The 14,482-nt window shown below is 42.4% G+C and carries 11 protein-coding genes; 3 read left to right on the forward strand and 8 right to left on the reverse strand.

The features are described from left to right. The first annotated feature begins 235 nt into the window (after positions 1 to 235). Complete coding sequence (locus tag OCU38_RS13495) at positions 236 to 766, forward strand: DUF3332 domain-containing protein (protein ID WP_261824739.1); 531 nt, start codon at positions 236 to 238, stop codon at positions 764 to 766. A gap of 59 nt (positions 767 to 825) precedes the next feature. Here the strand turns inward: OCU38_RS13495 and OCU38_RS13500 are convergent, their stop codons facing one another. Continuing rightward, entirely contained in the window at positions 826 to 5,619 is a 4,794-nt protein-coding gene (locus tag OCU38_RS13500) for a response regulator (protein ID WP_261824740.1), read from the reverse strand. A gap of 348 nt (positions 5,620 to 5,967) precedes the next feature. Here OCU38_RS13500 and OCU38_RS13505 point away from each other — a divergent pair, with 348 nt between their 5' ends. After that, a complete protein-coding gene (locus tag OCU38_RS13505; protein ID WP_261824741.1) occupies positions 5,968 to 6,780 on the forward strand; it encodes a hypothetical protein in 813 nt (270 codons plus the stop codon). A gap of 60 nt (positions 6,781 to 6,840) precedes the next feature. Here OCU38_RS13505 and OCU38_RS13510 read toward each other — a convergent pair whose 3' ends face one another. From OCU38_RS13510 to OCU38_RS13535, 6 genes are all read right to left on the reverse strand, one after another. After that, on the reverse strand, positions 6,841 to 7,806 hold the full coding sequence (locus OCU38_RS13510) for a M23 family metallopeptidase (protein ID WP_261824742.1): 966 nt from the start codon (positions 7,804 to 7,806) through the stop codon (positions 6,841 to 6,843). A 100-nt stretch (positions 7,807 to 7,906) separates the two neighbouring features. Further along, entirely contained in the window at positions 7,907 to 8,263 is a 357-nt protein-coding gene (locus tag OCU38_RS13515) for a YibL family ribosome-associated protein (protein ID WP_261824743.1), read from the reverse strand. Positions 8,264 to 8,395: 132 nt separating this feature from the next. Beyond that, positions 8,396 to 9,289, reverse strand: coding sequence for an NAD(P)-dependent oxidoreductase (locus tag OCU38_RS13520; RefSeq protein ID WP_261824744.1), 894 nt, complete (start codon positions 9,287 to 9,289; stop codon positions 8,396 to 8,398). Between the two features lie 163 nt (positions 9,290 to 9,452). After that, positions 9,453 to 10,169 carry a YebC/PmpR family DNA-binding transcriptional regulator gene (locus OCU38_RS13525; RefSeq protein WP_261824745.1) on the reverse strand — a complete coding sequence of 239 codons (717 nt, stop codon included), beginning with the start codon at positions 10,167 to 10,169 and terminating at the stop codon, positions 9,453 to 9,455. Positions 10,170 to 10,272: 103 nt separating this feature from the next. Beyond that, complete coding sequence (locus OCU38_RS13530) at positions 10,273 to 10,497, reverse strand: DUF3283 family protein (RefSeq protein WP_021714478.1); 225 nt, start codon at positions 10,495 to 10,497, stop codon at positions 10,273 to 10,275. Positions 10,498 to 10,825: 328 nt separating this feature from the next. Next, positions 10,826 to 11,023, reverse strand: a complete 198-nt coding sequence (locus OCU38_RS13535; protein WP_152820205.1) for a PA3496 family putative envelope integrity protein — start codon at positions 11,021 to 11,023, stop codon at positions 10,826 to 10,828. Positions 11,024 to 11,289: 266 nt separating this feature from the next. Between OCU38_RS13535 and OCU38_RS13540 the strand changes: the two genes are divergently transcribed. Further along, complete coding sequence (locus tag OCU38_RS13540; protein WP_261824746.1) at positions 11,290 to 11,763, forward strand: hypothetical protein; 474 nt, start codon at positions 11,290 to 11,292, stop codon at positions 11,761 to 11,763. A gap of 61 nt (positions 11,764 to 11,824) precedes the next feature. Here OCU38_RS13540 and OCU38_RS13545 read toward each other — a convergent pair whose 3' ends face one another. Continuing rightward, positions 11,825 to 13,801 (reverse strand): replication initiator protein RctB domain-containing protein, encoded by a 1,977-nt coding sequence (locus tag OCU38_RS13545; protein ID WP_261824747.1) that lies wholly within the window; start codon positions 13,799 to 13,801, stop codon positions 11,825 to 11,827. Positions 13,802 to 14,482: the final 681 nt, after the last annotated feature.

Consider the following 14,482-nt stretch of genomic DNA (forward strand, 5'->3'; position numbering starts at 1 on the left):
TTAAGTAACTTATAATTTCACTTCATTGATATATAACAGCTTTCTTCTGTTTTCTCCAGAGAATAGAACATCCTTAAACATATTTACTCTGTAGTTATTTTGCTCTCCAAAGCAATAAAAACAAAAACTCTGCCCGATACACCAAGTGGCATAATATGGTAAAAGCCACCAGCGAATCTGGCCGATACTACACCTGTTCCGACGACAAACACTTTTAATTAAAACAGGTAATGTAATGAAGAAAATCGCTCTTAAAGTAATTGGATTAACAGTTTTGGCATCAGCACTCACGGGTTGTATTGGTAGCAATGCCATTACAGGCAAAGTCATGAAATTTAACGTTGAAGTTGTTGATAACCGATATGCGAGAGCGGGGGTGAACTTTTTACTAGCGCCAGTTTATGGCATTACCACTGCCGCCGATTATGTGGTGTTCAACTCACTAGAATTCTGGACAGGTAAAAACCCGATTAGTGGCTCGCCACACATCTTTGATTCAAAAGTGGAGACTCACTTTGAAATGAACGATGAGCTAGACCCAAGCCTTACTGATGCGCCTATAGGACCAATCTCTAATACTCGAACTATCGAAACAGGCGAGATGGTGCAAATTGACGAGAATACAGTGCAAATGGATATTCTGTACCAAAACGGAGATACGGCAACCCTAACTGGCATCAAGGAAGGGCAAAACGTGCGCTTTTATATGGATGGCACTTTAGTATCACAAACCACGATTTCGGAGCTTGAAAGCTTCCACTCTTAAGCTATTTCGCTCCCCTTTTTAGGGGAGCGTTTGTTATTTCAGCGTCATATACGTTAAGTCTATTCTGATTTCAGTAACTTAATTAGCTCAGCTGCCGAGATAAAGTCATAGCCATTTAGCGCATTATCCACTTCAATCAGTACCTTTCGTACATCGGCAGGTAGGTTCTTCTCGAGTAAGTCTTTACACTGAGTTTTCGCCTCACTACTAAATGCTAACAGCTGTGTTTGCAGTTGTTTTATCCCTTGCGCTACTTCGGCACTATTTTCTATCACCTCTGTTTGTAAATCCTCAGCGATTACCTCTGCTGTCTGCGGCGTTACTAGCAGAGGCTTAATCTCATTCATTACTTTTGCCAGTTCTAAGGTAATTTCATCGAGCTGACTCATTATTCGTTCGCTATCGGCCTTTAACTCAGCCGATGTTTCCAGCTCGGAGGCAAGCTGTTGCAACTGCTGTGCGCCTATATTGGCGGCATTAGCCTTTAGTGTGTGCGCAAGGCGGGTTGAATACTCCCAATCAAGTTCCGACCAAGCATTATTGAACTGATTTAAGAAATCGCTCTGCCCTTGAGTAAAGCGCAATAAAATGCGTCCATATAATTCTTGGTTTCCATTGCAGTAGGCAAGCCCTGCTTGTTGTGAAAGCGTCACATGCTGTTCTTTACTATCAATACGAACGTTATCACAACTATTCTGATTGATATCCGGCTCGACACTGGTGCTATTTCCTTTAGCAAACCAACGCGTGAGCACTTTGAACATCTCTGCGACATCAATAGGCTTAGAGATATAGTCATCCATTCCTGCTTGCAGGGCTTTCTCTCTATCGCCTGACATGGCATTGGCGGTCATCGCAATAATAGGTACAGTCACTCCCATCTCTCGAAGGTGTTTCGTGGCTGAATAACCGTCCATTAAGGGCATTTGTATATCCATTAAAATGCCATCAAAGCTACCCTGTTGCACTTTATCTAAGGCTTGCTTACCGTTAATGGCGACTTCAACTTCTATTGACTCTGCTTCAAGCAAGGTGACGGCGATTTCTTGGTTGAGATCGTTATCTTCAACAAGTAATAACTTAATCCCTGATAATGATACTTTTGCTTGAGACTCGATCGAGGCTTGCTCAAGCGTAGGCAGATCGCTATCGATTTGTGGCAAATCGACAATGGCATCAAATAAACTCGATGCGGTCAGAGGTTTACGCACCACAAAATCAACATAGGGGTTATTTTGCAAAACAGAGCTATCCTCTGTCACACTGGCGGCCACCATCAGGCAGGTATTTAGCTTCTTGTCATTGATTGATTTAAGTTGCTGGCTAGTTTCCACGCCGTCAAGTTGTGGCATGTCATAATCAATAATTGCTAAATCAAACCTGCCACCCTCTTTGTTACAAATATCTAGAGCCTGCGAACCGCTGCTAGCCACCGAAACATTGGCTCCCAAACTTTTGATCAAATCACGAATCACGCCAAGGGCGACGGGGTTATCATCGATCACCAGTACTTTCATGCCATAAAGGCTATAGTGCTCTTTGTTATCCGGTTTGCTTTGGTTGACCCCGACCCAAATATCAAACGTAAAGCAACTGCCTTGATCAGGCTTGCTCGTGGCGCTAATACTCCCTTCCATCAACTCAACTAGCTTACTAGAGATACTTAGCCCAAGCCCTGTGCCGCCATATTTTCTGGTGGTCGATGTATCCGCCTGAGTAAAAGATTGGAACAACTGCGACTGCTGTTTCGGCGTCATGCCAATCCCGGTATCTTGCACCGAAAATTGCAGTTGGCAGCGACTGCCTTGCCAAGTAAGCATTTTCACCGAGATCAAAATCTCGCCTGAGTGGGTAAATTTGACCGCATTTGAGCCTAGATTGAGCAGCACTTGATTTAAGCGTAATGGGTCCCCCTCAAGCTCTTTAGGAATATTAGGATCAACGTCAAACAGCAGTTCCAGTTTCTTCTCTTCCACTTTGAGTGAAAGTACATCCGCTAAGCTCTCTAAGATGTTGTCGAGATTAAAATTAACCCTTTCAACCACCAGCTTACCCGCTTCAATTTTAGAAAAATCAAGAATATCGTTAATGATCCTCAGTAGTGATTCAGCTGCGCCATTGACCTTGCTGATATAGTTTCGCGCTTTATCATTGAGCTCAGTTTGTAAGGCCAGATAAGACATGCCAATAATGGCATTCATCGGCGTTCTTATTTCATGGCTCATATTGGCTAAGAAATTAGATTTGGCATTGCTGGCCTCTTTCATGGCGTTGGCGGCGCTAATGAGCGAGGTAACATCCTGAATCGAGATAAGGGTAAAACGCCCGCTAGATAACAAAATAGGCGTTAACATGACCTTTAAGTAAACCAACTCACCACTAGAGGAATTTAAGGTCAGCTGTTGATCTTTTAGTAGCTCAATAGGTTCGTTTTTTAACCAAAACCTATCCATCGCTTCTTTGACTTTCTTTTCAATATCAGCAGAGAACAACTGCGCAAAACTGCTGTTAAGTAGCTCAGATTCTGATTTTTCCAAGAGCTGACTGGCGGCAAGGTTGACCTGAATGATCTCCCCCTTATCATCCTCCATCAAAATGGCTGACGGGGCTTCTTGCATCATGGCTTTGGTATTTTTCTCGGAAATAGAAAGCAGTTGCTGGTTTTGTTCAAGCTCTGAGGTGCGGGTTTGGACTAACTCTTCAAGCTCTGACTTAGATCGTTGTGAAAGCAGATAGGATCGACGGCCAACAAACATCATAAAAGAGGCAATCGCGATAATCACAATCAGAGCGATGATCAACAACCCCAGCAATACTTCTCGGGTGGCGTAATAATCACTGAACACTTCATCCATATCAATTTGTGCCACTATGCCTATCTCAACATCTGGGATCCAGCGCCATGATCCCATCACTTGTTTTCCTAGGTAATCTTGGTAATTCTCTAAGTTAGTGTCGTTTTCCACATCTAGCGGATGCAGGGCAAAAGTCTGCTCTAACAACTTAGAATCCATAGTAATGGAAAGAATGGAGGTCAGGTTATCACCCAAAATTCCATCTTCTAGTAGCTTAGATTCAAAGCGATTTCGGCTAAGCATGACGCCTTCACGGCTAATAGCAAATTGCTCACCCGTGCGCCCAATATTAGAAATACGAAATAGGTTAGAAAAGCCCGCTCTTGGGTCAATCCCCAATGCAAAGATTGCCACCACTCGCCCCGCACTATTGGCTATCGGACTTAGCAAAAACATCGCGGCATCAGGCGCACCCTCTATGGCTCCAGTCATAGACTGTAACTGTGTATGTACCGGAGGCACTAGCACCACCTCACCATCCCATACTCGCGCAAGTAAATTTGGCGCTTTTTCAAACAGTAAATTTGGCGTGCCTAAGTCGCTATCTCTGTCTGATGCTAGAGTAATGTTACCTTCGCCAATAACATAAAAGCCGGAATTGGATGACAATAAAGCGCGGTCATACACAAACTGACGAACCTTAGCCAACACAGGAGTTTCTCGGAGTAATGCAGCGCGCTCTACTTGATCATCGGTAATGGCTGATAACTGCCCTAAGATTTCAGATAAAATGGAAAACTCAGGGGTCAATATCAACTTAACTAAGGCGCGTTTTTCCGCAACCCATTCATATAACAAGTTTTTAGCGCCGTCTTGGGCAAGATCGAGCTGGATTTGATAATTTTCTATTTCACTTTGCTTTAGAGTATTTAAAGCCAAGGAGATAGAGACGATAAAAGCAATACAGATAGAAATAGTCAGACTGATAAAAATCTTAATTTGGTTTGCTGAGCCAAAGAACTCATGAAATAGTTTTCTTTTTTGTAGCCAAATGGTCCATATCAGAACGAACAGCGCAAGGGAGATGAACATGATAAAGAAAGTCCAACGCATCTTTTCAACGCGCCACAACGACTCATCATGATCAATGGTTTGTTCAAACAGTTGCTCGGAAGCGCCCAGTTTATTCGAGTACCATTTGCTTCTCATTTCTTCGAGTTTTGCTGCGCCTATTTGTTTAAGTCCCCAATTGATCAATTCGACCAACTCAGGAGCATCTTTACGCACGCAAAAAGTACTGACATCGGGAAGCGTATTAGGAAACGGAATGAACTGTACTGAATCTAAGCTACCGACCTTAGCCCAATAATGCATGCTCGATTGGTACGCAAGAAATACATTAATCGTGCCGTTGGCAACTAAGTTTACCGATTGCTCATTATCGACCGTGTAAGTGAGCTGAATTCTATCTAAGGCTGATTTAATGTGATTTTGTAGTGCGCTACCTTGTATGGTGCCAACAATGGTAGAACTGTCCCAATTATTGATATCCGCAAGTTGTGGCGAGTCTTTATTAATCAAAAAACCAGGGGCTTGCATGGCAATGGGTTCCGAGAATAAAAATCGACTCTCACGTTCATGGTTGCGACTACATACGGCTAAGATATCGGTTTGCCCTTGATCTAACGCCGCCAATTGTTGATTCCAATTGCGCGTATTATCGGCAATAAAACGTACTGGAAGTACCCTGTCTAATGCCGCATACAGCTCGCTAGCAAAACCGCTGTGTAGACCCTGCGCATTAATAAAATCATCCGGATGCAGATCAAATGATGGGCTATATCTAACCACTGGGTGTTTTTCGACCCACGGCACTAAGTGTGCAGGCAATTGTTCGCTTTCGCTAGCTCCGCTATCTTTTACCTGAACGTCATTAGCCTGTTTTTCATTAATCTGTTTCTCATGAACTTGTTTCTCATGAACCTGGGCATCAGAAAGCGCAGGAAACGAGCACCCAAACCAAACGACTACAAGAATCCATTGAATATATTTCGCCACGGACAGTCCCTTTCTCTGAGCACTAAAAATACTTGCTCATTTCATCCATAAATCAACTCAATATAGCTTAGTTCAAAATCAGCAAAGTATGAGCTTTCATGTTAATTTTCAAAGCTTTGCTACACTAATAAAACATGGACTGCTGTTGCATATATCAAAGAGGATGATCTGGTGACACCTACGCTAACATTGACCCACACATTAACGTTAACAAGGTTTCAATTTTCGACATTGACGTTGTCGATAGTCGCATTGCTATCGCTGTTTACATTAACCTTCAGTTTTCCTGCTTATTCTGACACAGCCCAGCCCAGCGAACTGTCCACCCAACAGCCACGCATCATACGCATGGCGCCAAAACAATCTGCAGAAGATGTCTCACACAGCTATCTGGTGTCACTGTTAGAAATTGCTATCAAAGAAACTGAACATGATTTTGGCCCTGCGAAATTAGACTTTATGCCAATACAATTGGGGCAAAATTTAGTGCTGCCATTGCTGGATATTGAAGATATTTTAGATACAGTCGCCTCAGCGCCAACCGTCAAACGAGAAGTGCAATTTCGCGCGGCTCGATTTCCCTTATTGATGGGACTGCTTGGTTACCGCATGATGTTGATTCGCCCAGAAGATGAAGCCAAGTTTTTAGCCATAAAACGCCCTGAACAACTCAAAGCACTAAAAGCCTGTCAGGGTTCAGCGTGGCCAGATTCCAAAATTCTCGAAGATCAGGGCTATAACGTCATTCGAGTAGACAAATTTGAAACCATGTTTGATTTTCTGAACAATGAAAGATGTGATTACTTTCCTCGCGCCATTACCGAGGGCTATGGTGAACTCAAAGCCTACAACGCAGCCAATCCTGATAAACCTTTACTGGCATTTGATAAAGTATTGCTGCACTACACTGTGCCGCTATTCTTCTTTACCAGTCATAAAAACTTCTTACTGGCTTATCGCATAGAAACAGGGCTGATCCGAGCCAATGAAAAAGGCTTGGTAGAACAACTGATGCGAACCCATCCAGTCACTAAATCGGCCTATCCTCTAGATAAATGGCAAGAATCCATTGTATTTGAAGTGGAGATCCCTGACTTGCTAAAAACCATCCCGATAGAGAAGAAGCACTACTGGCAACAGCTGCCTGCTCGCAAGCACTAAAAAAGGCCTCACAGGAAAGCCTGTAAGACCTTAAAATACACAATTACATAAGAACGCAGTTTATTGCGCTGCGGTTTCGTCAGTAGCTGCTGAGTTCGCTTTATAGGACTTATTCGAAGAGAGCTTAAGCTGATTGCTAGCTCGACTTTCTATTTTTGCCACCAAAGAATCCCAGCGGATGCCACGTTCTTTTTCAAAAAGCGATTCAAAGTTGTCGGCGCTCCATTCATGAAATGCTAGCGGATCAAGGGCGCGTCCCACAAAGCGAATTTCATAGTGAAGGTGCGGACCGGTTGAAAAACCGGTATTGCCCGAATAAGCGATCAACTGTCCTTTTTCGACAAAATCACCCGATTTCACTTTGAACTTTTGTAGATGAGAGTATGAACTTGAAAAACCGTATGAGTGTTGCAGTCTCAAGAAATTACCCGAGCCCACATCACTTGGCCTAACGACTTCAACCACACCATCAGCGGAGGCATACACAGGCGCCCCAGTATTCACCGCATAATCAATGCCGCGGTGTAAGGTCTTTTTGCCCGTTTTAGGGTGGATACGGTAGCCGTAGTGTGAAGATACTCGCACATCCCCAACAGGTGAGCCGTTAGGAATATTGTTCAACATATTAAGGCGAACAGATGAAGTAACTGCGGCGGCATCTAAACGACTTTCCAGCTCACCGTCTTTATCAGATACCCCAAGTACAACTTCTAAATCCCCTAACCTATCAGACACTTGCTGTAATCGTTCTTCACGAGCCCCCAGATCGCCTTCGAGTTCCAGTTTTAGATTTTGTAAATGTTCGACTTCTTCACTGAGTTTTAAAGAGCGGTTCTGCAACTCTGTTTGTTTAGAAACCGCAAATTCAACTTCGTTATTGAGATAATAAATAGACACACAGGCAGCAATAATTGCTGCCACCATGAAATAACCGAAGGTTTTAAGACAACGCTGTAATATTTTTCCTAGCTGGAAATGACGCGTACCATCCACAGTGGAGACGGTGACTATCACGTGCTCTTTCATTGATACCTTGCTATCTGATTATTTTTTAACCGGAAGCATATTTTACTTGAACCAATGAAATCAGCAAGTTTAAATCTCATTTTTGATAGGTTAAAAGTGATTAAAACTCTTTATCAGCAAAACCGGTTACTTCATCAACACGTAATGCTTTACCCAATTTAGTTAATGGGTGCACGACAACCAGTCCTTTCACACGACGCTTAAGTTGACCCATATCGGCCTGCTCTTGCTTAGTGATAGGGCGAGAAAATGGTTTGTCAGAAAGCTCTTTACGCTCTTTGTTAAGATCGTAGCTTTCTTTGTGCTTAAGCTGAGCAACTTGCTTTTCTAATTTCGCCATCTCTCTTTCAAATTGTTGAATGATAGATTGGTCGCGTCTTTCAATTGCCGCGGCAAGTTTATGTTTGTATTTATCGATTCGGTTGTTCAGGTTTTGGATTTCTTTTTTTGCAGACATTTGCCGCTCCTAGTAAAAAAACGTGCCGTCCTAGGACGGCACGTTAAATTTGATAATGGAAGTAATAGCTGAAGTATATAGTGTTTGCCGATGAAACAACAAATTGATTACTGTGCAATGAAGAATCAGCGCTTAAGATTCAGCTTGTTTACGAATTGCTTTTAGTAAAACTGAAGTGTCCATACGCCCTAGCCCATCTGCAGATAGTGCTTTATAAGCGTCAGTGCTGGCTTGAGTAAGAGGAAGGGTTAAATTATGTTGTTTTGCTTCTTCTAGGCAGAAACCCAGATCTTTGATCATCCAATCAATGGCAAATCCAAAATCAAACTTATCTTGCGCCATGGTTTGCGCTCGGTTTTCCATCTGCCATGAACCTGCCGCGCCATTTTTCAGGCAATCCACCAGCGTTTGCACATCCAAACCTGATTTCTCAGCAAGCAATAAGCCCTCAGATAACCCGGTTAACGCGCCAGCAATGCAGATTTGATTAACCATTTTAGCGCGCTGACCTTGCCCTGCTTTACCCATCAATACCGATGATTTCGCATAAGCCTCAAATACGGGCTGCATCGCATCAAAGTCTGATGCTTCGCCACCACACATCACAGTCAGAACACCATTTTCTGCGCCCGCTTGACCGCCAGATACAGGGGCGTCCATAAATCTTAACTGTGCTTTAGCGCAAGCCTCGAATAACTCTTCAGCAAGGTTGGCGGAAGTGGTGGTGTGATCGACGAGAATGGCGCCAGTTTTCATGTGAGCTAATGCGCCAGTTTCTGAGGTAGTAACACTGCGTACATCGTCATCATTACCGACACAGACTAAAACAACATCCGCGCCATCAACACACTCAGCAACAGTGGCAAATGCTTGCCCTATATAGTCAGTTTCATCAATATAGTCAGCAACCCATTGCTGAGCCTTGCTGGTGGTGCGGTTATAAACGCGCACTTCAAAACCGGCTTTCGCTAAATGACCTGCCATTGGGTATCCCATTACCCCTAAACCTAGAAAACTGACTCTCATAATTTGCTCCTGCTTATCGCTATAGTGTGCTTCTATTCAGGGTACCACGCGTATCAATAAAATTGATGCTAAAAAAAAAGAGCAAGCCAATAGCTTGCTCTACAATTCACAGTCTCCAATCCCATTACATTAGATCAAAGACGATTTACTTAAACTTGAACTATTACAGCTCAGCGTTGTGGTAAACCTGCTGTACATCATCACAGTCATCAAGAAGATCTTGGAACTTCTGGAATTTCTCTGCGTCTTCACCCGCGATTGGGGTTTGAGTTTGAGGTACGAAAGTGATCTCTTCCACATCCATAGTTAGATCTGGGAAAGCGGCATTTAATGCTGTTTTAGTCTTGAAGAACTCAGTATGCGGAGCGAATACAGTGATCACACCGTCTTCTAGCTCAACGTCAGTTACGTCAACGTCTTCCATCATAAGAGCTTCTAGAATCACTTCGTCGTCTTCACCTTTAAACTGGAATACCGCTTGGTGATCAAACATGTGTGAAACAGAACCTTCAACACCGATTTTAGCGCCTACTTTAACAAAACATTGGCGAACGTCTTGGAAAGTACGGTTGCCGTTATCGGTTAGACAGTCAACGATAACGCTTGTGCCGCCTGGGCCAAAGCCTTCGTAGCGTGCTGGTTGGTAGTCTTCACCACCGCCACCACTTGCTTTATCAATAGCTTTATCGATAACGTGTGCAGGAACTTGGTCTTTTTTCGCTTTAGCAATCAAATGCTTTAGCGACAGGTTCATATCTGGATCTGCACCACCGTTCTTAGCACACATGTAAATTTCTTTACCGTACTTAGAATATACTTTAATTTTTGCGCCAGCTGTTTTGGCCATTGAGGCCTTGCGCACTTCAAAACTTCTTCCCATCGGGATCTACTCTCTAATTCTATGTCTCAGAAAAAGTCACAGTCACCAGCACGCAGCTGGTAATCCAAAAAACTACCTTAACCAATCCTAGCAATTAACTGGGTTAAACTGCTGTGATTGGCTTTAAATTCATCATCTGTCGATATTTCGCAACAGACTCATCAAACCAAAGCACGTGTTGTTCGCTTTTAAGCTTGCTGCGTTGCTCTGAAATATCGAGTTCAGTACCCTGCGAGTTTTTGACTTTCCACACCAAATAAGATGCTTGTTTGTCTAACTCAACGCGGTATTTGTCTTCAGCAGGAAGTTTAGAAAGATTTATCGACATGTGAGGTTTTTTATACGAATTCGTGTTGCGTAATATAACACATTTTCAGAGGATGAAAAAACGAGAAAATTTACACTGTAAAGTGGCTGAATTTATAGGCAAAAACAGCATTCAAAAATGGCTTTCTCTCACGTAAAAACCGCAGCGATTTATTCAGTAATACTTTGATATATAAACAAAAATGCATACACTGCTTTCAACATAGTGTATGCATTTCAAGACCGTAATTAATATTGCGTCAATAATCACGGAACGCTTTGTCGCCACTGTGTACTTAATCTAATACGCGTCTAATCAAATTAAGTACCAACCTGGTGACGGGGTAAAATTAATGCAACAGCCCCAACTCTCGAGCTTCTTCCAGTGTCAATCCACTTTCCCTGATTTCACGCATTTGTTCTATTCGGCGTCTTGCCTCTGCAGATTTTAACTGTTTATTCGAAGTAGTTGCGCGGGTTGCGTTCAATTCATCCCACGAACCCGCGAGATCTTGCATCTCTTCTCGGCTTATAGAATTAATAGACATCGCTTTGCTCCTAGAATAACAATAATTTATAGGGTTTCTACCCTACTGCTAAGTAACAGAAACCCTCACTATTTTGCTTATTAGCTGAGTTCTTCTGACATCGACATTGATATCAATCTAGCCCCTTCCTGTTAAGAGTTTTCGAACCAAAATGTGATGCAGTTATCAAGCGCATTTTTGATTTATTGGCATAGACTGCATTTGACTACATTTTAACCGTTTTTGATTTACACTTATTATGAATATAGTCAAAGAGGACGGTTTTCGTGAATCAGCTCGATCAATGGCAACAGCAAGTGTCGCATTGGCATAAAGTACGTAAGCATGATCAAGTGGAAACCCTTGCTCAGCTTATCAATAATGCGCCTCAAGAATTGTGGGGGCCAGAAGTGTCGATAGAGCAAAGTCAGGGATTGGGGTATTGGTTAGACGGCTGTGCACGCATCTATCAGCATCATTTGGAGCAAGGGAACATCGCCGCTGCCTACTCTTATTTATGCTTAGCACAAGCTCGTTTAGAATCGGTGGTATGTCGCGCCGAAGTGGATCAAAACATTCGATGCAGTTGCTGTCGAAAATTAGAACAGGTGATGGTATTGATCTTTGAGTTTTGTAAAAAACAACATGATCAAGAGTGGCAAGTAGAGCTACGAAATCAAATAGAAATGCATATTAAATTTTTAACCCACTACCCTTTCAATGAATCTCCGTTACCAACGCTCAAGCCTTCGTCCAGTTAAACAATCCGCATAGATCTACTCGACATCACGGCGAGGGATTAAGATCTATACGGAAGCATGATCAAGAGCCTGATGCGATCTCTCTCAATACTCGCATAACGGTTTCATCGTAATGACCTTCGAAGATCTGGCGACATACTTTACGTCGCACCGCTAAACCTAAGATCAAACGCTCGATCGAAAGATGCACACCTTCAGAATCTTGATTATATAATTCGATGGTACGACTCAGCGCTTCATAGCTCACCACTTTGTCTTCCACTCTCAGCCAATCTAGCTTCTCTAAAAGCTCCTGACACTCTTCTCGGATAGATACAGGTGAATGACCTGTCATTGCAGACAAAGCCGTTATACTGCGTTCAAGAGCCTCTGGAGAGGTATATTTGGTTAAACTTATGGTGATCTCTTCTGCGTTGATCTCAACTAAGTGCTTACGCAATTTAACGCGACGACCTAAATGCCCTCTTGGAGAGGTTTTCTTGCGTTGAATTGGCTCAAACTCGCCATCGATGATTTCTGCTAATTCATCGAGTTTTTTCTTAGAAACCATTTCGTGGCGCAATGGGTTAGGCAAGGTAGGTGCCATGTTACGCTTACCGGCATTGGTAGTTCTAGCGCGAGCATAACGAATTACCTCTTCCGCGTTGCATTTGATATCAACTTGGTAGTCTTTCACTTTGCCTTTGGTTTCAAGAACGCTCAGAGTTAAGTGATAGCCCCATAGATTCACTACAAACAGTTCATCATTGCCTTTACCGTTGGACAGTTTCTTTAATTCTCGTAGCAAATCCATCGAAAAACGACGCCATTCAATGTTTCTGGCTAATTTTTGATTTAATTCGCTGAGTAACATGCTGTCGTTGGTGCGACGCGACATTCTGCTTCTGAAATACGAGTACAGTTGGAATACCAAAGTGTGCTGACGTAAAATTTCAGGCGGGAACAAGAAGAAATAATCACGCGTTAGCAACTCTTCATAAAACGACGGCTCCCAAACTAAAATATAGAGATTAGGTTTGATTTTTATCTCACCTGCTTCGTTCTCGGTTGGCGCTTCTTCAGAGGCGGTGATTGTTCGAGCTAAGAAACGAAAACGATCACTCTTAAAGCCCTCTGGCATGTTTTCGCTTAGCCACTGCCCCGTTAATTCATGCAGTTGAAAATCGGTGTATTCGATTCTGTCTATGCTGTCACGAATAGAATCACGCGCCGGACCACTGTCTTTTTTGCCCCTAAGAGACAAGATATCCGTGATATACAGTGGCGTTTTATTTGGTGCGATCTGAGCATTGATGTGATAATTATCTTGATGATGATCGTGGTATTGCACCGTTAGGGTAAACAGCGCAAACAAGGTCATGAGATCATCTACCGTCATAATGTGTTTGGAAGATCGAGTTTCGATCACCGCACGCGTTCCAGAGATTGAAACCATTGATTTTTGATAGTTTTTACGAGTTCTTGGTGGCGCTAATGCTTGATCAATAATCCCTGCCCAGTTGGTTGGAGAAACGACAAATTGATCGGCTTCGTCTAACATTGCGGGTGGATTGTTTAATCCATGTTCGCTGAGCAGTTGTTTGTTCACATGAGTTTGAGCAAGCGCTTGGGTTTTCTTTTTCTTGGCCGTTTTCTTACTGGTTTCGGTTTGTAGACTTCCGGTGCCTAAAGTTGTGATAAGCAGAGATGGGTTTACAAACTTGTGCAGCATGGTTTTTCCAGCAAGCCCTGTTTCAAAACGGACTGGAGTTTGTCCAAATAAACCTATGTTTACTGCTGCGCGTAAGCGTTGCTGAATGGCTGCACGGGTAATTTGTCCGTCTGTTGCGTCAATAAGCTCTGTGGTAGAAACTAATCCATCTTTGCTGCTCATGCCACGTAACGAAATGAGGTTAAGCAGTTCAATGATGCTTTTGGTAACACCTTTGAAATGTTGATACTGCTCAATCCATTCGATTGCTGCATCATTGACTTCAAATAAATGGCCATCTTTATGACTTCTAGGCTGTTTAATTAAGATCTTACTGTCTTTGGTCATTTATTATCCGTCTACATTCAATCGTAACTTAATCATTGTTCCGTATAGCTTAAGAAAAATTCTACTAAAAAGAAAGAAAAATTATAGAGGTTTTTTAAAACTGATCTTTCTGTTTAAAACTGATCTTATTGATTATGTGATCTAATGATCCGGGCTTTGATTTGCTTGTAAGTTATTGATTAACTAAGAGTAATTTTTAGAGTGTTTCGGAGCGATGATCAAGGTTACTTCGAAAGAATGATCATACAGAATACGTAAACATGATCAGTGATTTACGGAAGTGTGATCAACATAATGAATGAACCATGATCAAGTAAGCGACGAAAGCATGATCATTGAATGTAAACAACTTATCCACAGTGCTTTAGCGTATTTATTGAGCAGCACCCTAGTTCTAAGGTCTTGCTTGTTCATCATATTCTATTTTGGCTTGTTATAAACCTGCAAAAGCCTGATTTCTGGACGCTTTAATCATTGGAAGCATGATCATGAGTGTCATTGATCCATTGTTTCCCTCAATTCAATTCCGTCCAATTTGTTTCCATTGTTGGTATATCAATTGCCAGTCTGTCTTTGGGCGTTCTTTCTTTAGATTCGATATCGTTTTATTTTTAAAAAATAGAGGGAAGCATGATCAAGTAAATTGGTTTTTCTTGATTTGATTATGCATTGGTAAATGAA

The organism is Vibrio neonatus (genome assembly GCF_024346975.1).
Lineage (GTDB): Bacteria > Pseudomonadota > Gammaproteobacteria > Enterobacterales > Vibrionaceae > Vibrio > Vibrio neonatus.